25 protein-coding genes are annotated in these 25,809 nt (G+C 46.6%); 3 read left to right on the forward strand and 22 right to left on the reverse strand.

Going from position 1 to position 25,809, the window contains the following annotated elements; all coding sequences use genetic code 11:
* Nucleotide 1 precedes the first annotated feature (1 nt).
* The 10 genes from MHN31_RS04895 to MHN31_RS04940 are packed head-to-tail and all read right to left on the reverse strand — an operon-like array spanning nt 2 to nt 10,530.
* A complete protein-coding gene (locus MHN31_RS04895; RefSeq protein ID WP_239443599.1) occupies nt 2–1,621 on the reverse strand; it encodes a sensor domain-containing phosphodiesterase in 1,620 nt (539 codons plus the stop codon).
* Nucleotides 1,618–2,691, reverse strand: coding sequence for a chemotaxis response regulator protein-glutamate methylesterase (locus MHN31_RS04900; protein WP_239443600.1), 1,074 nt, complete (start codon nt 2,689–2,691; stop codon nt 1,618–1,620). The genes MHN31_RS04895 and MHN31_RS04900 overlap by 4 nt, the downstream gene beginning before the upstream one ends.
* Nucleotides 2,688–3,491 (reverse strand): CheR family methyltransferase, encoded by an 804-nt coding sequence (locus MHN31_RS04905; protein WP_194867884.1) that lies wholly within the window; start codon nt 3,489–3,491, stop codon nt 2,688–2,690. The genes MHN31_RS04900 and MHN31_RS04905 overlap by 4 nt, the downstream gene beginning before the upstream one ends.
* 6 nt (nt 3,492–3,497) lie before the next feature.
* A complete protein-coding gene (locus tag MHN31_RS04910) occupies nt 3,498–4,043 on the reverse strand; it encodes a chemotaxis protein CheW (protein ID WP_125561357.1) in 546 nt (181 codons plus the stop codon).
* 1 nt (nt 4,044) lies between these two features.
* A complete protein-coding gene (locus MHN31_RS04915) occupies nt 4,045–4,614 on the reverse strand; it encodes a chemotaxis protein CheW (protein WP_138538839.1) in 570 nt (189 codons plus the stop codon).
* A 6-nt stretch (nt 4,615–4,620) separates the two neighbouring features.
* On the reverse strand, nt 4,621–6,600 hold the full coding sequence (locus MHN31_RS04920; RefSeq protein WP_239443601.1) for a methyl-accepting chemotaxis protein: 1,980 nt from the start codon (nt 6,598–6,600) through the stop codon (nt 4,621–4,623).
* A gap of 23 nt (nt 6,601–6,623) precedes the next feature.
* Nucleotides 6,624–8,714 (reverse strand): chemotaxis protein CheA, encoded by a 2,091-nt coding sequence (locus MHN31_RS04925; RefSeq protein WP_239443602.1) that lies wholly within the window; start codon nt 8,712–8,714, stop codon nt 6,624–6,626.
* Between the two features lie 2 nt (nt 8,715–8,716).
* Nucleotides 8,717–8,998, reverse strand: a complete 282-nt coding sequence (locus tag MHN31_RS04930; RefSeq protein ID WP_239443603.1) for an STAS domain-containing protein — start codon at nt 8,996–8,998, stop codon at nt 8,717–8,719.
* A gap of 5 nt (nt 8,999–9,003) precedes the next feature.
* Nucleotides 9,004–9,372, reverse strand: coding sequence for a response regulator (locus MHN31_RS04935; RefSeq protein WP_010385407.1), 369 nt, complete (start codon nt 9,370–9,372; stop codon nt 9,004–9,006).
* Nucleotides 9,373–9,393: 21 nt separating this feature from the next.
* Entirely contained in the window at nt 9,394–10,530 is a 1,137-nt protein-coding gene (locus MHN31_RS04940; protein ID WP_239443604.1) for a methyl-accepting chemotaxis protein, read from the reverse strand.
* 181 nt (nt 10,531–10,711) lie between these two features.
* Here MHN31_RS04940 and MHN31_RS04945 point away from each other — a divergent pair, with 181 nt between their 5' ends.
* The gene (locus tag MHN31_RS04945; protein ID WP_239443605.1) at nt 10,712–11,146 is read left to right on the forward strand and encodes a DUF4826 family protein; all 435 of its coding nucleotides are present in this window, start codon (nt 10,712–10,714) and stop codon (nt 11,144–11,146) included.
* On the opposite strand, the gene MHN31_RS04950 is transcribed toward MHN31_RS04945, so the two are convergent.
* The 8 genes from MHN31_RS04950 to cspD all read right to left on the reverse strand — a co-directional run bounded on the left by MHN31_RS04950 (nt 11,130) and on the right by cspD (nt 19,915).
* Nucleotides 11,130–11,588, reverse strand: coding sequence for a GNAT family N-acetyltransferase (locus MHN31_RS04950; RefSeq protein WP_239443606.1), 459 nt, complete (start codon nt 11,586–11,588; stop codon nt 11,130–11,132). The two genes, MHN31_RS04945 and MHN31_RS04950, sit on opposite strands and share 17 nt — an antisense overlap.
* Before the next feature lie 120 nt (nt 11,589–11,708).
* Entirely contained in the window at nt 11,709–12,863 is a 1,155-nt protein-coding gene (locus tag MHN31_RS04955) for a cupin domain-containing protein (protein ID WP_239443607.1), read from the reverse strand.
* Nucleotides 12,864–13,101: 238 nt separating this feature from the next.
* Complete coding sequence (purB, locus tag MHN31_RS04960) at nt 13,102–14,472, reverse strand: adenylosuccinate lyase (RefSeq protein WP_010385395.1); 1,371 nt, start codon at nt 14,470–14,472, stop codon at nt 13,102–13,104.
* A gap of 34 nt (nt 14,473–14,506) precedes the next feature.
* On the reverse strand, nt 14,507–15,109 hold the full coding sequence (gene hflD, locus MHN31_RS04965) for a high frequency lysogenization protein HflD (protein ID WP_125561341.1): 603 nt from the start codon (nt 15,107–15,109) through the stop codon (nt 14,507–14,509).
* The gene (gene mnmA / locus MHN31_RS04970) at nt 15,109–16,209 is read right to left on the reverse strand and encodes a tRNA 2-thiouridine(34) synthase MnmA (RefSeq protein WP_010385392.1); all 1,101 of its coding nucleotides are present in this window, start codon (nt 16,207–16,209) and stop codon (nt 15,109–15,111) included. Before mnmA ends, hflD begins: the two co-directional genes overlap by 1 nt.
* 107 nt (nt 16,210–16,316) lie before the next feature.
* Complete coding sequence (locus MHN31_RS04975; RefSeq protein ID WP_239443608.1) at nt 16,317–16,961, reverse strand: pseudouridine synthase; 645 nt, start codon at nt 16,959–16,961, stop codon at nt 16,317–16,319.
* Nucleotides 16,962–17,065: 104 nt separating this feature from the next.
* On the reverse strand, nt 17,066–19,288 hold the full coding sequence (locus MHN31_RS04980; RefSeq protein WP_239443609.1) for an NADP-dependent isocitrate dehydrogenase: 2,223 nt from the start codon (nt 19,286–19,288) through the stop codon (nt 17,066–17,068).
* A gap of 408 nt (nt 19,289–19,696) precedes the next feature.
* Complete coding sequence (gene cspD / locus MHN31_RS04985) at nt 19,697–19,915, reverse strand: cold shock domain-containing protein CspD (RefSeq protein ID WP_010385386.1); 219 nt, start codon at nt 19,913–19,915, stop codon at nt 19,697–19,699.
* Nucleotides 19,916–20,121: 206 nt separating this feature from the next.
* Here cspD and clpS point away from each other — a divergent pair, with 206 nt between their 5' ends.
* Nucleotides 20,122–20,439 (forward strand): ATP-dependent Clp protease adapter ClpS, encoded by a 318-nt coding sequence (clpS, locus tag MHN31_RS04990; protein ID WP_010385384.1) that lies wholly within the window; start codon nt 20,122–20,124, stop codon nt 20,437–20,439.
* 28 nt (nt 20,440–20,467) lie between these two features.
* Complete coding sequence (clpA, locus tag MHN31_RS04995) at nt 20,468–22,735, forward strand: ATP-dependent Clp protease ATP-binding subunit ClpA (RefSeq protein WP_010385383.1); 2,268 nt, start codon at nt 20,468–20,470, stop codon at nt 22,733–22,735.
* Nucleotides 22,736–22,837: 102 nt separating this feature from the next.
* Here the strand turns inward: clpA and infA are convergent, their stop codons facing one another.
* The 4 genes from infA to trxB all read right to left on the reverse strand — a co-directional run bounded on the left by infA (nt 22,838) and on the right by trxB (nt 25,639).
* Complete coding sequence (infA, locus tag MHN31_RS05000; RefSeq protein WP_002962494.1) at nt 22,838–23,056, reverse strand: translation initiation factor IF-1; 219 nt, start codon at nt 23,054–23,056, stop codon at nt 22,838–22,840.
* A 92-nt stretch (nt 23,057–23,148) separates the two neighbouring features.
* Nucleotides 23,149–23,853, reverse strand: a complete 705-nt coding sequence (locus tag MHN31_RS05005; RefSeq protein WP_138536845.1) for an arginyltransferase — start codon at nt 23,851–23,853, stop codon at nt 23,149–23,151.
* On the reverse strand, nt 23,846–24,562 hold the full coding sequence (gene aat, locus MHN31_RS05010) for a leucyl/phenylalanyl-tRNA--protein transferase (RefSeq protein WP_239443610.1): 717 nt from the start codon (nt 24,560–24,562) through the stop codon (nt 23,846–23,848). The genes MHN31_RS05005 and aat overlap by 8 nt, the downstream gene beginning before the upstream one ends.
* Before the next feature lie 123 nt (nt 24,563–24,685).
* Nucleotides 24,686–25,639 carry a thioredoxin-disulfide reductase gene (gene trxB / locus MHN31_RS05015; protein ID WP_194867891.1) on the reverse strand — a complete coding sequence of 318 codons (954 nt, stop codon included), beginning with the start codon at nt 25,637–25,639 and terminating at the stop codon, nt 24,686–24,688.
* Nucleotides 25,640–25,809: the final 170 nt, after the last annotated feature.

Here is a 25,809-nt window from a genome sequence, read left to right on the forward strand (position 1 = left end):
GCTACTCTTCAAAATGCAGATAGCTGGATTTGTCGGCGACAACATACTCGACAAAGTCGTTAATACTCAGCGGCTTGCTATAGTAATACCCCTGTATATATTCAACCCCTTTGGCTTTGGCATAGATCATCTGGTCTAATTGTTCTATGCCTTCTGCGACCAGCGGTTTATCGAGATTTTTTGCCAGCGATACAATGGAATTGAAAAGCGACTGCATTTTTCCATCACTGACGACATTGGTGACAAAGGCACGATCAATTTTAATTTCATCAAAATGCAGTTTACACAAATAGCTCAGACTGGAGTAACCGGTACCAAAATCATCAATCGATATCATCAGCCCTTCGCTTTGTAGTTTTTGTAATATCTCATTAATATAGTTAAAGTTATCGATCAGGGCTGATTCAGTGAGCTCCAGCTTAATTTTGGCGGGGTTAAGTGACAGCTTTTCCAGCGTTTGCAGCAATCGGGTGGTGAAGTTAACATCGAGAATTTCAACAACACTAATGTTGATTGCAAAACGAAACTGGCGTGCCTCAATGTGCTCTTGTGCAAGTAAACTCTTTAACTTATTAATCTGACTGAGCGTAAATAGCGTTAGCTTGTTAATCTCTCCCGTACTTTCAATGATTGGAATAAACTCGGTAGGAGGAATAGGCTGACCGTCAAGTTCCCAGCGCATCAGGCACTCAGCCCCAATCAGACGTTCTGTTTTGGTGTCATGAATTGGCTGGAATACTACTTCAAAGCTATCCGCCAGGTTATCCTGGTAAAGGGCGCTGCGCAGACCGGTTTCAATTTTATTCTGTCGTTCAATTTGCCTGGCCAGCGTTTCTTTGAATTCGACCAGACGGTTGTGGTCTGATAGCGCATCAAAAGTTGCCATTTCCGCTTTGTTAAGACTTAATTCATGGTCGTCATTGGGCTGTTCTTTATAGTAGCCCAGTGAGACATTGCTGTAGAAACTGTTACCGTTAAAATTAAAAGGTTCATTTAGTTGCTTGTATAAGGTTTCGATGTTCAGTGGAACTGTATCGGGAATAAACACGCAGTAACAGTCGGAAGAGTGTTTAGAGAATATCCCTTTATCAAATTCTCCCTGGAATCGTGCCAGGATCTCCATAAACACCAAGTTGGCAACACCAATATTCCAGACTTCGGAAATACGCTGAAAATTGCAGATCCGGACACAGCAAATAGTGCCCTGATGAGGTTGCTCTTTAATTTTGTTAATGAAGGCATCCCGATACAGTAATCCGGTGTGGGGATCACGGATTGCGAGCTGCTTATTTAGGCGCCTGACGGAGATCAGCTCTTCGACAGGCTCAAGCCTGATGTAATATTGGTCATCTTGTCTGAAGCTGTAGAGTCTGACCCAGGTAACGCTGCTATTATCGATACTGACGCCCAGCTCAATTTGGTCAAATATAGGATCGAACAGGATTTCACTGAGATTGAGCTCAATAAAGTCCTCATCAATAAAAACCAGCTTTTGCGATAGTATGTCGCCAGGCTTTAGGCCTAGCATGCGCTCGGCAGCATCCGAGATGGAGATGATCTGCCCCTGCCTGTCATAGCTAAGATAAGCAATGTGCAGTAGTTGACTCAGTTGGTTTTTCATACAGATAACCCAAGCGCTTTTTGGATCTGGTAAGGGAGGTTACTCAGCGCATAGATTTTATCGACGGCCCCCCTCGCGATGGCTTCTTTTGGCATACCAAACACCACACAACTGGATTCGCTTTCTGCAAAAGTCACAGCCCCCTTTTGCTTCATTTCCAGTAAACCACTTGCGCCGTCATTGCCCATGCCAGTTAGAATAATACCAAGGGCATGATTGCCTACCGACTGGGCTACGGAGCGAAACAACACATCCACCGAAGGCTTGTGACGGCTGACAAGTGGTCCATCGCGTATCTCTAAATAGTAGTCCGAGCCTTGACGTTTTACCAACATATGCTGGCCTCCCGGGGCGATATAAACATGGCCGTGGCGGATGCGAGTGGCAGTTTGTCCTTCTTCTACCTTATGTGGTGTGATGTCATTGAGGCGTTGGGCGAACGCAGCCGTAAACTTACCTGGCATATGCTGTACGATAACAATCGGTGGTGAATGGGCTGGCAGCTGCTGTAAAAGTCGGGCGATTGCCTCTGTACCGCCTGTCGAAGCACCAATAGCAATCACTTTTCCCGCACTGTCAGGTGGCTGCGCTGTTTTGTGGGCAGGTAGCACTTCTTCTGTCGTATGTAGTTCACGAAAGGTGCCTTCTTCGAGGTATTTGAGTTGACGAACTTTGGCTTTAGTCGCCGCTTTGATAGCGTCAATGATCTGGGATACTGAGTCACTGTGTAAAAAGTCTCCCAGCCCGTGAGTGGGTTTGGCAATCACATCCACAGCGCCACAAGCAAGCGCTTCCATCGCGGTGGTGGTTTTTTCCTGCGCCAGTGCCGAGCAGATGATCACCGGCGTAGGGCGTTCCTGCATAATTTTCTTCAGGAAAGTGATGCCATTCATTTTAGGCATTTCCACATCCAACAGAATGACATCCGGCCAATTCAAATTCATTTTTCGTTCTGCAATGATGGGGTCAGGGGCTGTACCGCTGACAATTAAGGTACGTTCATGGGCTATGATCTCACTCATGACTTGGCGCATCAGGGCGGAATCATCGATGATGAAGACGCTGGTCATAAGGTCACCTTCTTGTATATGCAGGGGCTCAGAGTTTGCAGACAAGCAGGCTTATCTCGCATGGCTTCCGAATGTCCCAAAAAGAGTAAACCGCCATGGTTTAAACGTTTGATGATATTATTCAGGATGGCTTGTTGTTTGGATTTGTCAAAGTAGATGAGTACATTACGCAGAAAAATCACATCAAATGAAAAATCAACCGTGGTCAACTTCAACAGGTTGTCTTCCTGAAAGCTACATTGCTTTTTTAGCGTCGAGATCAGCGTGAAGTTATCGGCATTTTTGCCCGTTCCTTTCATGCAATACCGGATCCGGTAGCGTTTGGGAATTTTGCCTACGGTAGATATGGCATAGCGCGCATCTCTGGCCATCAGCACAGACATTTCAGAAATATCTGTGCCGATAACATGCCATGGCCGGTTATAGAATAAATCGTCCAGTATCATCGCCAGTGAGTAAGCCTCTTCTCCGCTCGAGCAGGCGGCGCTCCAGGCCCGAATGGGAGAGTGTCGTGGACGATTGTGCTGATAATAGTGATAAAGAAACTCAAACTGGGCTTGTTCCCTGAAAAAGTAGGTCTCATGTGTGGTGAGTTTATCAATAAAGACTTGCAGCTCATCTTGTCCCTCAGGTGTCATTAACAAGCGATAATACTTGCTGAAAGAAGAGCAGCGTTTAGCACGCAGGCGACTGGCAAGGCGACTTGCCACGATATCCGCTTTGTTTTTACCCAGACTGATCCCGGTATGCTGCTCAAACAGACGATTAAGTTGCTGAAACTCCACAGTTGAAATCGCCATTGCTGCCTAACGCTGACAAAATCGGGTGAAGAATTCAGTCTGAGAGGACTTCAGTTGCGTATTTATCTCACTGATATTGAGCACACTGTTCATGTCCAGCAAAATAGTGAGCTGATTATTAATTTTAGCCATTTTCCAGACAAAGTGACGGGGGATATTGGCCCCGAAAGAGGGGGAGTCCTCCAGCTGAGTGCAATTGATAAACTGAATAGACATCACGCTGCTGACTAGCATGCCGAGGGTCATAACTTCGTCCAGACTGGGGTCATAAAAGTCATATAACACGATGCAACTGTATTTGTTGTAAGGCTGAGGATTTTTCAGCATCAGGCGGTGCTGCATATCCAGAACCGGGATAACACTGCCCCGGACGTTGATCACGCCCCGGATCACCTGATTGCACATAGGTACCATCGTCGTGTCGGTCAGCTCAATGACTTCTTTCACGGATTCTATCGGAATGCCAAAGGTATCATAGCCGATCGACACTAACAGTGAATGAAGTTCTTCGTTGGTCTTATTGTTGTCCGTCAGAGTGGGCGCTGAATTCATATCACCTTTCCTCGTATGAGTGTGCGGGGTCAGAGTCGAGTGTCAGTTCCAGTGCAAGTTGTTTATTATGTTGCTGTAAGTCGTCAAACAACTGCACATCATCCAGCGTCAGTATTTTGGTTATGTCCAGTATTGTCATCAGATTGTCTGTTAGTTTTGCCAAACCATACACAAAACGGCTATGAAACTGACCAGCAATACTAGGCACCTGGTCAATTTCATGTGCAGGAATATCCAGCACCTTAGTGACCATATCGACTTTCAGGCCGACAGTAATATTCTGCGCTTTATAGTTGCACTCAGCAACGATAATACAGGTACGATTGGTATTAGGTTGTGCAGGTTTGTTCAGTCGAACGGATAAGTCAAAAACAGGTATGACTAACCCTCTGAGGTTGATGGCACCAATAATGAAATCAGGTGCCATGGGAATTTTATCCACTTCGATATATTCCATGATCTCTCTGACAATGGAAATACTGATTGAATACGATGCGCCATTGAGCTCAAAAGCCAGATACTTATCAAGATCATAGGCTGCGGTGACTGGGTCATGGATCAATTCACTCATCGCACATTACTCATCAAATGGGGTGTAACCATCTTCGCGGCTATGGCTACTGTCGTGAATGACATGAGACTGACGCCCTTTGTGGCTGCGGCCATTGTTACTCAATTTAAAGTAGCCCACGGTCGAGCGAATATCTCCGGTTTGATCCTGAACCATTTTTGCAGTTGAGGCGAGCTCCTCTGATGCGGATGCATTTTGTTGCGCAATTTCATCAAGCTGAGCCACGGTACGATTAATCTCAGCCACACTGGTACTTTGTTCCGTCGATGCAGCGGTGATCTCCTGTACCAAATCGGCGGTCTTGCCAATGTTGGGTACCATTCTGTCTAGCATGGCGCCTGCGTGTTGTGCGATTTTAACGCTGTTGTCGGCAAGTGTACTGATGTCCTGTGCGGCAACTTGAGAACGCTCTGCGAGCTTACGCACTTCATCAGCCACCACCGCGAAGCCCTTACCATGTTCACCGGCTCTGGCCGCTTCAATGGCGGCATTCAAAGCCAGGAGATTGGTTTTATATGCGATGTCTTCGATGATGCCGATTTTCTCTGCTATCTGGGTCATGGCCTGAACAGTGTCTTTTACAGCCTGGCCACCATCGTTTGCCTCGCTGCTGGATTGCTTGGCAATGTCATTGGTCATTTTTGAGTTTTCGGTATTCATTGAAATTGACGAACTCATTTGTTCCAGCGAGGCGGAGGTTTCTTCCACGCTGGCTGCCAGCTGGTTGGAAGTGGAACTGAGCATGCGAGAAGTGGTGCTCACTTCATTAGTACTGTGGGCAATGGACTCAACAGATTCCTGGATATCCAGCAGGATATTTTGCAGCCGTTCGATAAAGCCATTGAAGCTTTGTGCGGTTTGGCCTATTTCGTCATTACCAAAATCCGGTATACGACGGGTCAGATCGCCTTCGCCTGAACGCAGGTCTTCTGCCGCTTCTGCCAGCGCATTGATAGGCAGCACTATGCCTCGGATCAAAAAAGCGGCGGTGGCGACAGCAAGGACGATGGCGACGACCAGCAACCCCCAGACCAGCCGGATACTGTCTTGCGCTGCTGACATTAGGTCTTTAAGAGACGTTGAACCGTCTATAATCGCTTCATTGGAAATCTTTTCCAGTATCTCTTCTATTTTACTAAAGATGTCGTGCTCCAGTCTGTCAACATCTTTGGAAGCCTGGATCTTCTGTTTGGGGTCATACATAGCGAAAATTTCTTTTCCACCGTTATAAAGTCCCAGGTACATACGCTCTATGTCTCCAATGGCTTTGATTTCCTGGGGTTTTCTTTCTAATGGTTTCAGTTCAGACAGAAAGTTAGAAAAAGCGCGTGCATCTTTTTCAAATGCGGCCTTTGCACCCACCCGGCCACGCATATATGCATTAAGTGAATTCATCATGTCGCCTTGCTCATCGATCAGCTCGAGATAGTAACGCACCCCGGGCAAATCATCGTTGACGACTTCGGCAAAGTCACCGCTACTACCCGCATCTTCTACTTCTGCCTCTTTTTGTGAGTCGAGTAAACTTTCGAGCGGCTCCGCGAATTCGCGATTGAGGTACTCAAATTTATCGACCGCTTTTTCTTCCTGAAGGGGGTCAAATCGGTCAAAAATCAGCTCCTGATTTTCGCTGGCATAGCGACGCACTAAATCTTCCAATTGCCGTATGTAACCGGTGTCGACTGTTTCGAGTCGTTTTAGATCTTCAAGGTAGTTAGTGAACTCACTGTAATTTGATAGAAAGTCCGCTTTTTCGTCGGCCTCACCGGCGATGTATTCAAGTACATTGCTGTTCATGTCTCCCAGCTCGTCGAGCATGTTCAACGCATAAATGGCTTCGGGAATATCTGTTTGCCCTACGTTGGTGGCAAATCCCTCAATACGACCATTTTTCATTTGCACAGACATGGCAATCACCAGCAACAGCAGCCCCATGGTAAACATGGCCAGAATGATCTTGTTTTTAATGGTCAGATTCTTAAACATCTTTACGCTCCGGTTTTATCTGACTAATGCTTGAGCTCTAATTGCTCATACATCGTAATTGCGGTGCGGATCAGGGCAGATACATCCAGAATAATGGCAACTTTGCCACTGCCGAGTATGGTTGCTCCGCTGATACATTTGAGGCCTTCGAACAGCCTCCCCAGGGGTTTTACAACGGTCTGAAACTCTCCTTGCAATGAGTCGACGACCAGACCGGCTCTGAGCGTGCCAAACTGGACGATAACCAGTGATTCCTTCGTATGTTCAATTTGCTGCTCTATCCCAAACAGGGAGCGCAGACGAATAAAAGGCAGGACCTCAGTTCTGAGGTTGATGTAGTTTTTATCCTGAATGTCGGACTCGGAGACCACCTCGTGGAGTTCCAGGCACTCAACCACAGTATCTAGGGGGATCACGTAATCCTCGTCGCCAACGGTAAACATAAACCCGTCAATAATGGATAAAGTCAGCGGCAGGCGAATAATAATTTTGGAGCCCAGCCCTTTGGTACTGTCGACTTCCACGCTGCCCCGCAAGCTTTCAACATTACGTTTTACCACGTCCATGCCCACGCCACGGCCCGAGATACTGGTCACGGCAGCGGCGGTTGAAAAGCCAGGTTCAAAGATAAGCAGGTTAATTTCTTTGTCCTGCAAAGAGTGCTCTGCGCTTATTAAGCCGTTTTCGATTGCTCGAGCCAGGATTTTGCTCTGATCTAACCCCTGACCATCATCCTGGATCTCTATCACAATTGAACCAGAGTCATGATAGGCCTTCAGCGTTAGCTGGCCACAGGCAGGCTTGCCTGCGGCGACACGCTCGTCAGGTGTTTCGATACCATGGTCTATAGCATTGCGGATGATATGCATAAGCGGATCGCTGACTTTCTCAACAAAGGTTTTATCCAGCTCGGTATCCGCGCCAATAATATTGAGCTCCACCTCTTTACCCAGTTCGTCAGATACATCCCGGACAACGCGTTTGAATTTATTAAAGGTTTCGCCAATTTGCACCATTCTGAGTTTAAGTGAGCTGTCACGAATGTTCTCAACTAACCTTTCAAGTAGTGCCATGGCTTCTATCAGGGTTTCGTTGCCTGTTTCGTGGGCAAGCAGATTCGTTCTGGCCCCGGTAATGACCATTTCTCCGACTTGATCAATCAACCTGTCGAGCTTCATTGCTTCGACCCGCAAGGTTTTGCTGCTGTGTACTTTGTTTTTCTGTTTATCCTTCACGGGGAGGGGTTTAGAGTCATCATCTGAGGTTGACGTGGATGGCTCGTTCGGTAAAAGTGACTGAGTGAGCTGTGACAGGGTTGACTGGAACTGAGATGGTTCCGGAAAGTACCGTGCGCATGCCTGGATTGCGTCGTAACTGCACTGATCAGGCGGTAAAATCTCTATAGCCGCATCGTTTTTAATAAACTCGAAGACCTCTTCTATCGCCTCTTTATTTTGACTTGTACGAAACAGCATCAGAAACGCCAGGTAGCAGGACTCGGGGTCATAAGGGGTTTGGGCATTCAGAGGAACAACATTGGTGGCGACTTCAAGCTCGGTCACTTCGTTATTAAGAAAATGAATAAAAGGGAAGGGGTCGAGGCCATTGCGCAGTACATTTTCGTTTGGAACAAAGCAGATAAACCAGATGCCATTTTGCGGCTGCATGTGGATGTCTGAGGTGGCAATGTTATCCTGGGGGGGAGCAGCATCGTCGATAAACTCACTGAACTGGCCGCTCAGAGCAGCAAGTTGGGTCAGCTGGTGTGCACTGGGTTCATTGTCCGACGCGGCGAGCAGGATCAGTTCCTCGCACAAGTCACCCGTTTCGAGGTATAGAGAGAGCAGGGGTTTACTCATTTCCCGATTGCCGTTTCGAACATCGTCCAGTACTGTTTCTGCAATGTGGGTCAGGCTTACGACGTAGTCAAAACCAAACAAGCCTGCACTGCCTTTAATGGTGTGAATGGCGCGGAAGATGGCGTTGATGGTTTCTTCCTGATCGGCACCAGCGTCACTGGCTTCCATATCCAGCAGAGAGTTTTCCATGTCGGCCAGAAGCTCTTTGGACTCACTGACAAAGGTGGTAATGGCCGCGCTTAAATCAACAGACATAGTTAAAGTTCGCTTTTATTTGGAGCGGCTAGGGACACATTCAACAGGGTTAGCCTGGCTGTTAGCAGATCTGACAGGGTGAGGGCATTAATCTGTACCCCTGTTGTCCGACAGTGATTCACCAGCCAGACTGTCAACTGGATCCCTGCGCTGTCGAGCTCTTCGACCTGGCTTAAGTCGAGCTCTACCGTCTGTTTGCCCTCTAAAAACGCACTGAGCTCAATATGCACATCTTGTACTTCGTAGATGGTTAATTCTGCTGGGAACTTAAAACACTCAGACATCACGATCACATCATCAATAACTTAGAGACGGCTTGAAGCATTTGTGCTGGCTTAAATGGTTTGACCATCCAGGCCTTTGCGCCTGCTTTTTTGCCTTCTTCCATCATGCTCTGTTGATTTTCAGTGGTCAGCATAATGACGGGTGTAAATTTGTATTGTGGCAGCTGTTTGACATTTTTGACGAACTCAATGCCGTTCATATTGGGCATATTGACGTCACTGATTATCAGGTGAACTTTGCTACCGGTGAGTTTACTGAGTGCATCTTTGCCATCGCAGGCTTCAATAACCTGATAGCCTGCCCCTGTCAGCGCAATATTTACGACCTGTCTTAAAGAATCAGAATCATCTACAACTAAAATGGTTTTACTCATAATGTACCCTCAGGCTGCATGTCAGAAAAAAGTAAGGTCGTCCACAGTGTCATCGTCCTTGCGATTGTTGCCGCTATGACTAGATGCCAGAATATGTCGTTGCTCCCGGGTCGCAGCAGTACGAGACAGTGTGTCACTGATCCGCTGATGATTAAATCGGGCGGTGTCGCTTTGGCGGCGCTCTTCAATGAATTTATCCAACTCTTGTGTCATGATCTCCAGCGCAATCGTCACGCTGTCCTGGATCTGATCAACCCGGTCCTGAAACTGCAGGTCAACCAATATCTCCGAGATTTTTTGTCGATTATCTTCGTTAGAGGTCTGAAGTATTTGTGCCTGTTGCTCTACGTTTTGAGATAAAGTGAGCCAGGTATCAATCACCTCGTTGATTTGGCGCTGATACTTTTCCGTCAACACCTGGCGTTCGCTTAATTCACTTTCCATCATTGTCATGGAGCTTTGCATTGCCTGCGCGATAGACTCGACCATTTTGTTTATTTTGACCCCAGTTTCTCCACTTGAATTGGCCAGCGCGCGTACTTCATCTGCTACAACAGCAAAGCCACGACCATTGTCACCGGCACGCGCTGCCTCTATGGATGCATTCAGAGCCAGTAAATTGGTTTGCTCTGCAATTTTCGCAACATCGATAGACATTGCTTGTAATTCTTTGCTCTGCTCGACCATGGTTTTAAATGTTTCGGTGCGTTGCTGTTGGCTGGTATTGGATTGTTCAAGATAAGCCAGGATTTGATTTAACTGGTCGCGACTGTGTTGAGAGGTTTGCTGCAAGGTATTGGCACTGCTGTTATCCAGGTTGCTTAAGGTTGCAGTGATATTGCTCACTAACTGGGAGAACTCACCAGACATATTGTCAACCGCCTGCTTGGTTTGCTGACGGGCGCTGTTGATTTGCTCCCGCAGCTGCGGAGTAATAGTATGGCCCAATTGCTCCAGGCAAGTGAGATCCGATTGCTGCCCGAGAGCTTGATCTGGTTGTGGTTCTGTTACTGGGGAGGCGTCTGCCCTGGCGGCTCGGATGCTCACATACATGGCTAGTCCAGATAGAGCTGTGATGACTAGCGCAAAGACCAGGTTTGACCCATACCAGGCGATGGCAAAGATGACTAACTGAATAGCAATGGAAAGTGGGATCATAGTTACGACCACTTTAACCTGTTAGATGATCCTTTAATCCTAGTCGAGTCTATTTATTGTGCAAATGCAAATAGTCACCTTAAACATTCCCGCGCTTTTACACCTGCCAGAGTGGGGTCGTGCTTGCATCCTGTTCATTTAATTCATACAGTAGGGGAAATTTTCTCAAGAAGTACCTAGAATGACGAAAGACAACAAACAAATGAGTAAAGAAGAACAACAAAAAATGCTTGCCCAGTGGCAACACACTTCTTTGCAGGCTGCTCAAAAGTATCTTGCAGAAAAGGGCATAGTAGGTATTAATATTCAAGCCAAAGAGTCCCGTATATTGCCCCCGATCTGTGGTGTCTGGAAAATTAAGGACAACCAGGGTAAAGGGTATTGGGTTATTTCAGGTAAAGTTCCAACAGATGCGATGCCAGTGAGCGGGGCTGCGGATGCCCGCGCTGCACTTAAGCACTTTTCTTATCAATGGCAAATTAAAGCTGATAAAATCTTGGGTGCAGAGCGTCCAGATCCAACCCAGACTGAGTATGCCAACTTTCTTATTCACCATGCCCATGGCGTGTATGATTTGGCCAACAAAGACCAGTTATGGGCTAATGTAGCATCGTAAAAGGCTCAGAGTTCATTTCTTTTACCGGGCATTTCATCCGCTGTCTTGGAATGCCTGCTTCCATAAACACACCGCCTTGTTTGGAAAAGCCGGACTTCAAAAAGGTGGGTACCTCGTCTAAGATGCATTGCACGAAGACGTTTTCATAGCCTTTTTGTTCCGCCAGGGTACTAAGAAAGCTGATCAAAGATTGGTAGGCCTCGCGATTTCTGTGAGACCGAATGATCGCAATTCGACTGATCAGACCATCACAACATAATCTGCCGGTTCCAATCGGGCACTGATTTTCATCCCGCACGAGAACATGTTCCGCAGTTTTATCGTGTTGATCAAACTCTACTTCCTTTGGAAGGTGAAGTTCGCAAACAAAGACTCGTTCGCGGATTTGGCGCAGTTGTCCCTGAGTTTTTTGCCAACTCACTCTATCGACGTGGTAATTCATGATTGCCTCGCATCAAACATCATAATCACGCCTGATTAGGGGATCAGCCTGTGCTCTTTATTATTGTGGCATCGACTTTATCGATGCCTTATTTTGTGACTAACCCTCAGATTCAGGTAATTACACCCAGTCCTCAATGTAAAAGGACCCATCGTTAATAAGCGTAGTTAATGTTTGTTTAAATTCCAAACATGTAAACTCATCTAATAATGAAGATACGGGCGTAGAACTCTGATCTGTCAGCTTTTTAACAGCTGGTAAGACCTCAAGTGGAAGGGTAAAATTTTGCCCATTCACACTCAGTATCACTGCGTGTGTCGTTAATTGATACAGTGCTCTGACGCCACCTGAGCGCACCAGGGTATCTTCGCTTGAAATATCATCTTGTAAGGAGTCAGCATTCAGTGGCGGATCGAGTGGGGCCAGATCCATTTCATGCTTAGGTTCACTGAGTGTCTGCCCCAGCCATTGGTCGAAGATCTCGCTGTCATGCAGTATTGCTTCCAGCATGGTGCGGATCTTCCCTTTGTCCTGACGACTGACCTCGCCGAGAGAATCTCGTAGCGTGAGGTCAGGGTCACTGTAACGGGTTGTACCTGATTCTGAGTCTATCAGGTGATCAGCTAGGCTTGAGAGCAGATCTTTTTGATCAGGGGCCCGAAAACCAACAGAATAGTTCATTGCATTTTCAACGGCATAGCCTTCATGAGGGCAGCCAGGTGGAATGTATAAGATATCACCTGGTTCCAGCTCTGCATCTATGCAGGCTTCAAATTGCTCTACTTGCAGCAGGCTTTTGTTCTGGGCAAATTGTTTTAGGCTGGCATCAGGCATGCCGACGCGCCAGCGTCTTTTCCCCTGGCCTTGAATAATAAATACGTCATATTGATCAAGGTGCGGACCAACGCCGCCCCCTGGCGTAGAAAAACTGATCATCAGATCGTCAATACGCCAGTTTGGAATAAAGCGAAAGGGTTCTAGCAAGCTGGCAGCCTGAGGGTGCCAGTGATCAACGGCTTGTACCAGCAAAGTACTGTGCTGCTCTGTCAGTAAGGAAAAATCTTCAAACGGACCATGGTGCGCATCCCAGTGATTGTCATGGTTGGTGACGATCCTAGACTCAATATTGTCTTCCATTGCCAGGCCAGCCAGTTCTTCTGGTGACAGTGGATCGATAAAATCCTGAAAGCCTTGTTTGATAAGTAAAGGTTTTTTTTGCCAGTACTGGGCGAGAAACGCAGCCTCAGTAAGGGCATTGATAGATAGCTGATACATAAAGTGACTCCAATAAAAAAGCGAAAGTCCGGCACTATGCCACGACTTTCGCTTCTCAGGCTTATATCTGAGTTATACCAATTTGCATAATTAAGCCGCCAATGCTGAGGTCAGGACACCTCGCTTGTCACCGGTCAAAAATGTCTGAACATATCTCTGAAGTATAGGTTCTGAGCGAACATTTTTAACACTATGAGCGGCAGATTTTATCTCTCAAACTGGTTTTTAAAACTTGGTATTAGTTTAGTTCATCAATGAAAGCTTCGGCGCGGCCAATGTAGTTGGCTGGCGTCATTAGCTTCATGTCAGCTTTTACGTGCTCTGGCAGATCCAGGCCATCGATAAACTCAGCCATAATTACCTGATTAACGCGCTTACCGCGAGTCAGCTCTTTGAGCTTTTCGTACGGCTTTTCGATACCGTATTTACGCATGACAGTTTGAATTGGCTCAGCCAGCAGCTCCCAGTTGTCATCCAGTTCAGCCAACAGGCGATCTGCATTCACTTCTAATTTGCTGATCCCTTTAAGGGTGGCTTGGTAAGCAATCAGGGTATAACCCATGCCAACACCCAGGTTACGTAGTACCGTAGAATCGGTCAAGTCACGCTGCCAGCGAGAAACCGGTAGTTTTTGTGCAAGATGAGTGAAGATTGCATTCGCAATACCCAGGTTGCCTTCAGAGTTTTCGAAGTCGATAGGGTTCACTTTGTGTGGCATGGTTGAAGAACCGATTTCGCCAGCAATGGTCTTTTGCTTAAAGTGGTTGAGTGCAATGTATCCCCACACGTCACGATCAAAGTCGAGCAGAATGGTGTTGAAACGTGCAACCGCATCAAACAGTTCCGCAATATAGTCATGCGGTTCAATTTGCGTGGTGAAAGCATTCCAGGTCAGGCCCAGACTGGTCACAAATTGCTCAGCATGATTGTGCCAGTCGTAATCAGGGTAAGCGCTCAGGTGGGCGTTGTAGTTACCCACGGCACCATTGATTTTGCCCAGCATCTGAACGTTGGCAATTTGCTCACGTTGACGTTGCAAACGTACGTATACATTTGCAAATTCTTTGCCCATAGTCGAAGGAGAAGCGGGTTGACCGTGGGTGCGGGTCATCATCGCAACAGACTTATATTCAATCGCCTTTTCTTTGATAGCAGCCAATAGCTTATCGCAGTATGGCAGTAATACCTGATCACGTGCTTCACTCAGCATCAGGCCATGAGAAAGGTTGTTGATATCTTCAGATGTGCAGGCAAAGTGAATAAACTCATTAACAGCCTGAAGCTCAGCGTTGTCTGCGACTTTCTCTTTTAACAGATACTCGACGGCTTTAACGTCATGGTTGGTTGTGCGCTCAATCTCTTTAACTCGTGCGGCATCCGCTTCACTGAAGTTATCAACAATGCTGTCTAGCAGGGCATTCGCCTGCTCACTGAAGGCTGGAACTTCGTTGATTGCAGCTGCGTTGGCCAGGGCTTGTAGCCAACGTACTTCAACCGTCACGCGATACTTGATCAGGCCGAACTCACTGAAAATACTTCTCAGCTCACTGGTTTTGCTACCATAGCGGCCATCTACTGGAGAGATAGCGGTTAACGCTGAAAGCTCCATAACTTCTCCTAACTAATTGGTTTTTGAACGATATTTAAATATAACTTTGTGCAGCAGTAATGATTTTTTTCTTTGCAAAGAAAAATTGACGACGCTTACCACCAAGCTGACGCCATAGTACTGCGCTGCGGATCCCGGCCAGTAACAGGGCCCGGATCTGATGTTGTACATGAGATTGTTTGAGCAACTCGGGCTTACCAAAAATCTGGATTTTTGGACCCACCGGACTTACAACCTGGCTATAGATATCAGCCAGAGCGGCAATGATTTGTTCGTCACCGATATCAAAATGCTGTAGTTGCCTGTCGAGTTGCTCAATGCGCTTACCCAGTTCAGCCAGTGCTTTATCATTGGCTGATAATGCGCGCTCTAACTGCATCAGGCTGCCCACATATTTGACCATTTCCACGTCTTTTTCACCTTGCGCACTCAGCTGATCTGCGAGTGCGCGACAGCCTTGCTTGACGGCACTGGGGTCTTCGTAGACATCCTGAGGGTTTTGCGGTGAAGTAATAGTGATACTTTTTAATATACTGTCCGTTTCGTGGCTGTTAAAAGTGCCATATCGAGCGCATTTCTGAACGAGTTTGGCAATGTGACACATTGCTGCCAGTGGGATCACGACTTCACGTTGCATTATTTGATCACCGACTCAATGATACCACCACCAAGACACACATCATCCAGGTAAAAGACCGCAGATTGTCCTGGTGTCACTGCTTTTTGCGGTTCATCAAATAACACACGTGCCATGCCATCCTGACCTACTAGTAATGTACAAGGGATGTCTTCCTGGCGATAACGGGTCTTGACTGTACAGCGCGTTGTGCCTTGTGGGCCAACTCGGTCAACCCAGTGGAGCTGATTGGCGTTCAGGCCATTGCTGAACAGGCGAGGGTGGTTTTTACCTTGCCCAACGATCAACACATTGCGTTCAACGTCTTTGTCGACTACGTACCAGGGTTCACCGGAGCCTTCTTTCATTCCCCCAATCAATAACCCCTTACGCTGACCCAAAGTGTGATACATCAGGCCTTCATGTTCACCAACATGGTTGCCTTCGCTGTCTTCGATATTGCCAGGTTGAGCAGGCAGAAACTTTTGTAGAAAGTCTTTAAATTTGCGCTCACCAATGAAGCAAATACCGGTACTGTCTTTTTTATTGTGAGTAATTAAATCTTGTTCTTCTGCAATACGGCGTACTTCCGGCTTTTCGATATTACCAACTGGGAAAAGTGTTTGTGCCACGTGCTCGTGACTGAGTGTATAAAGGAAGTAACTTTGATCTTTATTGTTATCCAGCCCACGTAACATGGCAAACTTACCATCTCGTTCCTCACGACGTACGTAATGGCCCGTTGCGATGTAGTCTGCACCCAGTGCTTCGGCGGCAAATTCAAGGAAAGCCTTAAATTTGATCTCTTTGTTGCACATGATGTCCGGGTTTGGCGTACGACCCGCTTTGTATTCGGCAAGGAAATACTCGAATACGTTATCCCAGTATTCTGCAGCAAAGTTAACGGTATGCAACTCTATGCCCAATTTATCGCATACTGCCTGAGCGTCTTTTAAATCTTCAGCGGCGGCACAGTATTCGTCATTGTCGTCTTCTTCCCAGTTTTTCATGAACAGGCCTTCAACCTGATAGCCTTGCTGTTTAAGCAGGTAGGCCGAAACGGAGGAATCTACGCCGCCGGACATACCGACGATGACTTTAATTTGACTGTTATCGCTCATAAACTCGCTGTGTATTTTGATTACAAAAAAGTGAGCTGCATTATAGCATGTAAATCAAGGTGCCCGGAAGTCGCGGGCTGATTAATCCCAAGTTTTTCATCACCGGGTTAAGTGGTTTTCATCACGCGATACTGGCCATTTTCAATCCCATCCAGGGTGTAGGGACCGATTTGGTAACGGATCAGTCGCAAGGTCGGGTAACCAACATGCGCTGTCATGCGCCTTACCTGACGGTTACGGCCTTCAGATATGGTGATCTCCAGCCAGCTAGTGGGAATGTTCTTACGTTCGCGGATAGGGGGTGTGCGTGGCCATACATCGGGAGCTGTGATCACGCGCACTTTGGCTGGTCGTGTCGGACCGTCTTTAAGTATGACACCTTCACGCAATGCCTCCAATGCGGTGTCATCTGGCTCACCTTCTACCTGGACCCAGTAGGTTTTGTTGGTTTTTTTCCCCGGTTCAGTCAGCTTATGTTGTAAGCGGCCGCAATTGGTGAGCAACAGTAGGCCTTCGCTGTCCCGGTCGAGTCGTCCAGCGGCATAAACATCTTTTATGTCAACAAAGTTGGCGAGTGTTTGGCGGTTCTGATCGTCGGTAAACTGGCACAGAACATCAAATGGTTTATTAAACAGAATGACTTTAACCTGATCTGGCGAGAGTTTGGGTTTATTCGTGCGTTGTGTGCCGGGGCGTTTATGAGTAGTGCGCTTAGCAGTGTGTGTTCGGTTTTTTGTGCGCTGTGCAGGCATAGTCACTAGTATAGCTGAGTTGCAATGGCGCGAGTGTAGCAAAGAATGGCGGCAAATAAAAAAGGTGGCTGTGAGGCCACCCTTTTTTTAGAGCAATTAACGCATTAAGCCATGTTAGCTAATACGTTATTCAGTGTTTTGCTCGGACGCATGGCTTCTGCTGCCAGTACATCGTTAGGCTGGAAGTAACCGCCAATATTCATTGCCTGGCCCTGAGCATCGTTCAGTTCCGATACGATTGTTGCTTCATTGTCTGTTAGACCTTTTGCAACGTCGGCAAATTTAGCCTGTAGCTCTGCATCTTGAGTTTGCTCTGCAAGTGCTTGTGCCCAGTACATAGCAAGATAGAAGTGGCTGCCACGGTTGTCGAGTTCTTTCACTTTACGTGAAGGAGACTTGTTCTCATCAAGGAATTTACCTGTTGCTGCATCTAGCGTATCTGCCAGTACTTGTGCTTTGCTGTTACCAGTTACCTGGCTCAGATGTTCAAGAGAGGCCGCTAGCGCCAGGAATTCACCCAGCGAATCCCAACGTAAGTGGTTCTCTTTTTCGAACTGTTGTACGTGCTTAGGCGCAGAACCACCAGCACCTGTTTCAAACAGACCGCCGCCGTTCATGAGTGGCACGATAGACAGCATTTTTGCACTGGTGCCCAGCTCAAGAATTGGGAACAGATCTGTCAGGTAATCACGCAGTACGTTACCAGTCACTGAAATCGTGTCCTGCCCATCTTTCATGCGAGCAAGTGAGAATTTGGTTGCTTCAATAGGCGCCAGAATGTGAATTTCCAGACCCGCAGTGTCGTGCTCTGGCAGGTAGGCATTTACTTTTTTGATTAGTTCAGCATCGTGCGCACGGTTTTCGTTCAACCAGAATACCGCAGGTGTGTTAGTTGCGCGTGCACGGTTAACTGCCAGCTTAACCCAGTCTTTGATAGGTGCGTCTTTCACCTGACACATACGCCAGATATCGCCTTGCTCAACATCGTGTTGCAGCAATACGTTACCTGCCTGGTCAACAACGCGGATTTGACCAGCTGATGGTGCTTCGAAAGTCTTGTCGTGCGAACCGTATTCTTCGGCTTTTTGTGCCATCAGGCCAACGTTAGGGATAGTACCCATAGTACGAGGGTCGAACGCACCGTGTTCTTTACAGAACTCGATGGTTGCCTGATACACGCCAGAGTAACAACGATCAGGAATTACGAAGCTAGTATCTTGTTGCTTACCTTCCGCATTCCACATCTGACCACTGGTACGGATCGCCGCTGGCATAGATGCATCGATAATAACATCGCTTGGTACGTGCAAGTTTGTGATGCCACGGTCAGAGTCAACCATTGCAATACTTGGACGCAGGTCATAAACGGCTGCTAAATCTGCTTCAATTTCTGCGCGTTTTGCATCGTCCAGGTTAGCTAGTTTGTTGTAAACGTCACCAATACCATTGTTTACATCTACACCCAGCTCTTCGAACGTGTCGCCATGCTTAGCAAATACTTCTTTATAGAAGACTTTAACAGCGTGACCGAAGATGATTGGATCAGAAACCTTCATCATGGTGGCTTTCATGTGCAATGAGAAAAGTACGCCTTTCTCTTTTGCAGCTTCTACTTCTGCTTCCAGGAAGCTACGTAGTGCAGTTACGCTCATACGAGACGCGTCAATAATTTCGCCTGCCAATAGTGGCGTGCTTTTTTTCAGAACTGCAACCGTGCCGTCTGCGGCAACGTGTTCAATACGAACGTCAGTTGCTTGTGCAACGGTAGTTGATTGCTCAGAACCGAAGAAGTCGCCTTCGCTCATGCTGGCAACATAGGATTGTGAGTCTTTAGACCATGCACCCATTGAATGCGGGTTTTTACGTGCGTACGCTTTAACAGAAGCTGGCGCGCGACGATCTGAGTTACCCTCACGTAATACAGGGTTTACTGCACTACCTTTGATCTTGTCGTAAGTCGCTTTGATTTGGGCTTCTTTGTCGTCTTTTGGCTCTTCAGGGTAGTCAGGAAGGGCATAGCCTTTTTCTTGCAACTCTTTAATTGTCGCTTTTAGCTGCGGGATAGACGCACTGATGTTAGGGAGTTTGATGATATTGGCATCTGGCGTTTTGGCCAGTTCACCTAGCTCAGCCAGAGCATCACCAATGCGTTGCTCTTCGCTCAGAAATTCTGGGAAGTTCGCAATGACACGGCCTGCCAGTGAAATATCACGAGTTTCAACTTCAACACCAGCCGCATTGGTGTAAGCCTGGATAACTGGCAATAAAGAATAAGTTGCCAGAGCCGGCGCTTCATCTGTTTTAGTGTAAATAATTTTTGATGTCATCATCATTCCTAGATAGTTTAGGGCTAAACAGCCGTTCAACAAAGCAAAAGCTTGCTATTCAAGGACGTATCCGCATACACGATCTTTATTCAGCCATCAGCTTGGTGACCTGATAAGGGATCATCAAGCTGATGGCTGAGCTCGGCATATAGCAAGTTTGTTAGGTATTGTTACTCGTGGGCACAATAAAAATATCTAACACACCTGACGCGCCCTGAGGCATAACAAATTGGTTGGCTTGTTTGACATCGGCGGGGATTGTATCAACCAAATGACTAAGTCGCTAATGCAATTTAATAAACATATAAAATTTTATGAACTAAGGTGGAAGAAATGAGACTAATTAACGAAGGGGATTAAGCGAGAAACAAACGTAACCCGCTTTGAGTGTGCCAAAATCTTGCAATGCTACACAACTTCCTCCGCTATCGGCGCGATGTTGGTAGCGTGCAGGCCTTTGGGACCTTCTTGCAGATCGAATGTTACATCCTGACCGGCTTTAAGCGTTTTGTATCCATCCATTACAATCGTGGAGTAATGGGCAAAGATATCTTCTTCGCTGCCGTCTTCTACGATGAAACCAAACCCTTTGGCATTATTGAACCATTTGACTTTTCCGCAAGCCATACTTCTACATCCTTCTATAAGTTGACTAAATTAAGTTAATCTAACCTTTGAAATTTGCTAAGCTGCCCATATGATTAATATGTCCAGCTAGGTAAAGACTGTAGTTTATTTGGCCAGACAGTCAAGTTTTTAAAGCGATTTTTTAACAATTTATTTATTTTTCAATTCAAGTTGCTTGAGTTGATAAGACAAGACTATATTTTATTATGAGTGGGACAAACGAATCTGGTGTGGTTGACGCGGTCCGCGAGGAACAGAAGCAAAAGTTGCAACCGCCGCGCAAATACAAAGTGATTTTAAACAATGACGATTACACACCAATGGATTTTGTCATTGAAGTTTTAATGACATTTTTCCGTATGGATAGCGAAAGAGCAACTGAAGTGATGTTGAAAGTACATCACGAGGGAAAAGCGGTATGTGGACTGTATCCTGCCGACATTGCCCATACAAAGGCTGAGCAGGTAAATCGATATGCTCGGGATCACGAGCACCCGCTGCTCTGTAGTTGTGAGCAGGAATGACCTTATATATTCTCGTTGGGGGTTGCCAATGCTAAATAAAGACTTAGAAATTACTCTGAATACCGCGTTTCGTGAGGCAAGAAATCGCCGTCACGAATTTATGACGGTAGAACATTTACTGCTCGCATTGATCGATAACCCGTCTGCCAGTGAAGCATTGAATGCTTGTGGCGTTGACACAGAGGGGCTAAAAAAGGAGTTATCCGAATTTATTGATGAGACGACGCCGGTCATTCCAGATTTGGAAGAAGACCGTGAAACACAGCCGACACTTGGCTTTCAGCGCGTATTACAACGTGCCGTTTTCCACGTGCAGTCTTCTGGTCGTAATGAAGTGACTGGTGTCAATGTGTTAGTGGCGATTTTCTCTGAGCAGGAAAGTCAGGCTGTGTATTTGCTGAAAAAAGCAGATGTCAGCCGATTGGATATTGTTAATTATATTAGTCATGGTATTTCGAAATCGGACGACGAAGTTGAGCCGGAAGATAACGAAGAAATCCATGAAGAGAGTCACGAAGCTGCGTCTGAAGAAAAAACCAAATTGGAGAACTTCACCGCCAATTTGAACGTGCTGGCCAAAGCGGGTCAAATTGATCCTTTGGTTGGGCGCGATCAGGAAGTAGAAAGGACCATTCAGGTCCTATGCCGCAGAAAGAAAAACAATCCACTGCTGGTTGGTGAGGCAGGTGTTGGTAAAACGGCGATTGCTGAGGGCTTGGCGTATCGGATTGTTAATGAGCTGGTGCCAGAAGTGATTGCCGATGCTGTGGTGTATTCACTGGATATGGGCGCATTACTTGCCGGGACTAAGTATCGGGGTGACTTTGAAAAGCGTTTCAAAGCATTGCTGAAGGAATTACAAGCAAAACCGAATGCCATCTTATTCATCGATGAAATTCACACTATCATAGGGGCTGGAGCGGCGTCAGGTGGTGTGATGGACGCCTCAAACTTGATTAAGCCTTTACTATCAAGTGGTCAGCTCCGTTGCTTAGGGTCAACTACGTATTCTGAATTTAAAAACATTTTCGAAAAAGATCGTGCCCTGGTGCGGCGTTTCCAGAAAATTGATGTAGTAGAGCCGAGTGTAGCTGATACCGCGAAAATTCTTAGCGGTCTGAAAGAACGTTACGAAGAACACCATGGTATCCGATATACCCAAAAAGCGTTGAAGGCAGCTGCTGAGCTGAGCGCAAAGTACATTAATGAGCGTCACTTGCCTGATAAAGCTATCGACGTGATTGATGAAGCGGGTGCAAATCAGCGTCTGTTGCCAGCTTCTCGACGTAAAAAAACGATTGGTGTTGCTGATATTGAGCAGATAGTGTCTAAGATTGCACGCATTCCTCAGCAGAATGTGTCATCAAGCGACAAAGAAGTGCTTAAGAATTTGGATCGTAATCTGAAGATGCTTGTCTTTGGTCAGGATGAATCCATTGATGCGCTGACTTCTGCCATTCGTTTATCACGCTCAGGGTTGGGCAGTGAAGATAAGCCAATTGGTTCATTCTTGTTTGCGGGCCCAACTGGGGTTGGTAAAACGGAAGTGACTAAGCAACTGGCGAAGTGTATGGGCATTGAGTTTGTGCGCTTTGACATGTCTGAGTACTCTGAGCGCCATGCGGTGAGCAGATTGATTGGTGCGCCTCCTGGATATGTTGGCTTCGAACAGGGCGGTTTGCTGACCGATTCGGTGATTAAGCATCCACACTCTGTAGTGTTACTGGATGAAATTGAAAAAGCGCATCCGGATATCTACAACATCTTATTACAGGTTATGGACCACGGTACACTGACCGATAATAACGGTCGTAAAGCCGATTTCCGCAACGTAATTGTGGTGATGACAACCAATGCGGGTGTTCAGGAAACCGTGCGCCAATCTATTGGTTTCCAGCAGCAGGATCATTCGCACGATGCTATGGTTGAGATCAATAAGGTGTTTACGCCTGAGTTCAGAAACCGTCTGGATAATATTATTTGGTTTAACCACCTTGAGAAAGACGTTATCTTGCAGGTCGTCGATAAGTTTATTGTTGAACTACAGGCGCAGCTTGATAAGAAATCTGTCTGTCTTGATCTGACCAATGAAGCGAGAGATTGGCTGTCAGACATCGGTTACGACAAGTCCATGGGCGCGCGTCCAATGGCCAGGGTGATACAGGACAACCTTAAAAAGCCGCTTGCTAATGAGATTTTGTTTGGTGAGCTGGTTGATGGTGGGACTGTCACTATATCTGTTAAAGATAAGAAGCTGTCGTTTAAGTTCGAGTCTAATGTGGTTGAACCTGCTTAACCTCGACTTAAGATGACAAAAAGCCCGGCAATCGCCGGGCTTTTTGTTTTAATCGTCTCTTTGCATCCGCTTAGTGTGGTAAGCGTTACTGAGCTGGGCGAATTAACGCGCGCGGAAGACGATACGTCCTTTGCTCAGATCATAAGGTGTCATTTCAACAGTCACCTTGTCACCGGTCAAAATACGGATGTAGTTTTTGCGCATTTTGCCAGAGATATGTGCCACAACTACGTGACCATTTTCCAATTCAACACGGAACATAGTATTTGGTAAAGTGTCAAGGACCGTGCCTTGCATTTCAATAACGTCTTCTTTCGCCATGGGGAGCGTATCACCTCTTTGATAAGTTTAACGGTGCAGATTTTGCCGAAAAGCGCGCGATAAGTAAAGGCAGGAGCGCTTATTTTTGTAATCTAAATGTTTACCCAGACATCGCTTTTGAACTGTTGTGCAGGTAAATATTGTTGCTTATAGCGCATTTTGGCGCAGGCATCTATCTGGTAACCAAGATAGAGGTACGCTTTATCATGTTGGCGGGCAAAGTCTAATTGGGCCATGATCATGATAGTCCCCAGGCTCAATTGAGCATATTCGGGGTCAAAAAAAGTATAGATAGCCGATAGAGCGGTGGGCATGGTATCCGTGACTGCAACGGCTATGAGCTGGTCTCTGTGCCACAGCTCTATGAAAGTGATGGGCAGCCAGCGACAAAACAAAAAGCTCTCGTACTGTAGCCGGTTGGGCGGATACATAGAGCCATCGCTGTGGCGCATAGTGATATATTTTTCGTATAACTGATAATAGTCAGGTTGTTCCTGAGTACTGTATTCAAAGCGAAACTCTGGGTTTATTTTATTCCACTTGCGCTTTTGTGAGCGCGAAGGGGTATACGCATCTGCAAGTACACGTACTGACTGGCAGGCATGACAGGCAGGGCAGTGTGGACGATATATCTGATCGCCACTCCGGCGAAAACCAAATGAGAGCAAGGTCTCAAAACGGGATGGTGTATAGCAGTTGCTATCCAGTATAACTAACAACTGCTCTTTTCTGTCTGCGAGGTAACTGCAATCAAACTGTTGGCTCAGTCCAATTTTTGAAGGGAAATGTTCAGTCATATATCGCCCTCAATGGTTGCGGATGCCACATCGATTCAGGCACTTGATAATGGCTTGCTATCTTAAGTTTAGCTAAAAATTCTCTTCGTGAGATGACTTTTGCACCTAAAGACACCAAATAAGGGTTCTCCAGCTGGCAGTCTATGAAATGGGCATCATGGCGCTTGAGCCAGTTGACCAATGCCCACATAGCCAGTTTGGATGCATCGGGTTTGCGGTAAAACATTGACTCACCGCAAAAAACACCATTTAACATCACTCCATATAAACCGCCAATCAGGGTGCTCTCGTGCCACACTTCAACGCTGTGTACGAACCCTTCATCATGGGCTCTCAGATAAGCATCGAGCATGGCACTGTTAATCCAGGTACCTTCTTTATCAAGCCGTTGTTCTCTACATGCCTTAATAACCTGCTCAAATGCTGTGTTAACAGTAACCTGCGGCGCAAGTTTTCGCAGAGACTTTTTGAGTGAACGGCTGACATGGAACTCATTTAAGTCGAGGATCCCCCGTTCGCTCGGCGTCCACCACATAATGGGCTCTCGTTCATTGAACCAGGGGAAAATACCTTGCTGATAGGCGCGACGCAGCCTTGTGGTACTCAGGCATCCACCTACGGCCAGCAGCCCATCTGGATCTTTGAGTGCAAAATGGCAGGGAGGAAAAATAAAATCGGTAGCAGACAGATGAAACAATTGCTGAGTCATATTCGCGGATCTGAATTACAAACTAAAAACCTCGGGGATGAAGTCAGTCTAACCTATTTTTGCTTAGGCGTGGGGATTTTATATTGGAAGACGTGCGTTAAGTCACACGTCTTCCTGCAGGCGTTACTTAAGGTTGTCTAAGTAACGCTCTGCATCCAGGGCTGCCATACAGCCTGTGCCCGCAGAGGTAATTGCCTGGCGGTAGATGTGGTCAGAGACGTCACCAGCAGCAAAAACGCCTTCAACACTGGTTTGAGTGGCATTGCCGTTTAGGCCTGATTGTACAACCAGGTAGCCGTCTTTCATTTCCAGCTGATCTGCAAACATGTCTGTATTTGGTTTATGGCCGATCGCAATAAACACACCAGCAAGGTCTAGCTGTTCAGTTGCGTCAGAATCGGTATCTTTAATACGGATACCCGTCACACCCATGTCATCGCCCAGGACCTCATCGAGCGTTTTGTTCAGGTGAAGTACAACGTTACCATTGTTTGCCTTTTCCATCAGACGGTCTGACAGGATTTTTTCACTGCGGAAAGTGTCACGTCTGTGGATCACGTGTACTTCTTCAGCAATGTTTGACAGATACAGCGCTTCTTCAACCGCTGTATTACCGCCACCAACAACCGCAACTTTTTGTCCGCGATAGAAGAATCCATCACAGGTTGCACATGCTGACACACCGCGGCCCTGGAAGTTGGTTTCTGATTCCAGACCCAGATACTTAGCAGAAGCACCTGTCGCAATGATCAACGCATCACAAGTATAAGTACCCTGATCACCTGTTAAAGTGAAAGGACGCTTAGTGACATCAACTTTATTGATGTGATCAAAAATGATCTCAGTCTCGAAGCGCTCAGCGTGTTCTTTCATGCGATCCATCAGTGCAGGGCCTGTCAATCCATGCGCATCACCTGGCCAGTTTTCAACTTCAGTAGTGGTAGTCAGCTGACCGCCTTGTTGCATGCCTGTGATCAGTACTGGGTTAAGGTTAGCACGGGCTGCATAGACCGCGGCAGTATAGCCTGCAGGTCCTGAGCCTAAGATCAATAGTTTGCAGTGTTTTGCATCACTCATGTAAACAATTCCTAAAAATAAATTTTATCTTCTCTAGTTAGTGCTGCCGATTCTATGAATTTCAAGCCAGAAGTAAAATAAATTGCAAAAATCGATTTTTTATAAAATGACAAGCTGTCAAATATACTGTACTTGCTGAGAATTTGCGCCACAAGCGTGTAAATGAACGG

Origin of the sequence: Pseudoalteromonas sp. McH1-42 (genome assembly GCF_022347845.1) — a bacterium.
In the GTDB taxonomy this organism is placed as follows: Bacteria; Pseudomonadota; Gammaproteobacteria; order Enterobacterales; family Alteromonadaceae; genus Pseudoalteromonas; species Pseudoalteromonas rubra_D.

Excerpts from the sequence above, each read along its gene's own strand:
- MHN31_RS04935 (WP_010385407.1), bottom strand. The coding sequence starts at position 9,372 with ATGAGTAAAACCATTTTAGTTGTAGATGATTCTGATTCTTTAAGACAG.
- MHN31_RS04955 (WP_239443607.1), bottom strand. The coding sequence starts at position 12,863 with ATGTATCAGCTATCTATCAATGCCCTTACTGAGGCTGCGTTTCTCGCC.
- MHN31_RS04895 (WP_239443599.1), bottom strand. The coding sequence starts at position 1,621 with ATGAAAAACCAACTGAGTCAACTACTGCACATTGCTTATCTTAGCTAT.
- MHN31_RS04945 (WP_239443605.1), top strand. The coding sequence starts at position 10,712 with ATGACGAAAGACAACAAACAAATGAGTAAAGAAGAACAACAAAAAATG.
- clpS (WP_010385384.1), top strand. The coding sequence starts at position 20,122 with ATGAGTGGGACAAACGAATCTGGTGTGGTTGACGCGGTCCGCGAGGAA.
- MHN31_RS04920 (WP_239443601.1), bottom strand. The coding sequence starts at position 6,600 with ATGTTTAAGAATCTGACCATTAAAAACAAGATCATTCTGGCCATGTTT.
- MHN31_RS04925 (WP_239443602.1), bottom strand. The coding sequence starts at position 8,714 with ATGTCTGTTGATTTAAGCGCGGCCATTACCACCTTTGTCAGTGAGTCC.
- clpA (WP_010385383.1), top strand. The coding sequence starts at position 20,468 with ATGCTAAATAAAGACTTAGAAATTACTCTGAATACCGCGTTTCGTGAG.
- MHN31_RS04980 (WP_239443609.1), bottom strand. The coding sequence starts at position 19,288 with ATGACATCAAAAATTATTTACACTAAAACAGATGAAGCGCCGGCTCTG.
- MHN31_RS05005 (WP_138536845.1), bottom strand. The coding sequence starts at position 23,853 with ATGACTGAACATTTCCCTTCAAAAATTGGACTGAGCCAACAGTTTGAT.
- MHN31_RS04950 (WP_239443606.1), bottom strand. The coding sequence starts at position 11,588 with ATGAATTACCACGTCGATAGAGTGAGTTGGCAAAAAACTCAGGGACAA.
- mnmA (WP_010385392.1), bottom strand. The coding sequence starts at position 16,209 with ATGAGCGATAACAGTCAAATTAAAGTCATCGTCGGTATGTCCGGCGGC.
- trxB (WP_194867891.1), bottom strand. The coding sequence starts at position 25,639 with ATGAGTGATGCAAAACACTGCAAACTATTGATCTTAGGCTCAGGACCT.
- cspD (WP_010385386.1), bottom strand. The coding sequence starts at position 19,915 with ATGGCTTGCGGAAAAGTCAAATGGTTCAATAATGCCAAAGGGTTTGGT.
- MHN31_RS04915 (WP_138538839.1), bottom strand. The coding sequence starts at position 4,614 with ATGAGTGAATTGATCCATGACCCAGTCACCGCAGCCTATGATCTTGAT.
- purB (WP_010385395.1), bottom strand. The coding sequence starts at position 14,472 with ATGGAGCTTTCAGCGTTAACCGCTATCTCTCCAGTAGATGGCCGCTAT.
- MHN31_RS04940 (WP_239443604.1), bottom strand. The coding sequence starts at position 10,530 with ATGATCCCACTTTCCATTGCTATTCAGTTAGTCATCTTTGCCATCGCC.
- hflD (WP_125561341.1), bottom strand. The coding sequence starts at position 15,109 with ATGCAACGTGAAGTCGTGATCCCACTGGCAGCAATGTGTCACATTGCC.
- aat (WP_239443610.1), bottom strand. The coding sequence starts at position 24,562 with ATGACTCAGCAATTGTTTCATCTGTCTGCTACCGATTTTATTTTTCCT.
- MHN31_RS04930 (WP_239443603.1), bottom strand. The coding sequence starts at position 8,998 with ATGTCTGAGTGTTTTAAGTTCCCAGCAGAATTAACCATCTACGAAGTA.
- MHN31_RS04900 (WP_239443600.1), bottom strand. The coding sequence starts at position 2,691 with ATGACCAGCGTCTTCATCATCGATGATTCCGCCCTGATGCGCCAAGTC.
- MHN31_RS04905 (WP_194867884.1), bottom strand. The coding sequence starts at position 3,491 with ATGGCGATTTCAACTGTGGAGTTTCAGCAACTTAATCGTCTGTTTGAG.
- MHN31_RS04910 (WP_125561357.1), bottom strand. The coding sequence starts at position 4,043 with ATGAATTCAGCGCCCACTCTGACGGACAACAATAAGACCAACGAAGAA.
- infA (WP_002962494.1), bottom strand. The coding sequence starts at position 23,056 with ATGGCGAAAGAAGACGTTATTGAAATGCAAGGCACGGTCCTTGACACT.
- MHN31_RS04975 (WP_239443608.1), bottom strand. The coding sequence starts at position 16,961 with ATGCCTGCACAGCGCACAAAAAACCGAACACACACTGCTAAGCGCACT.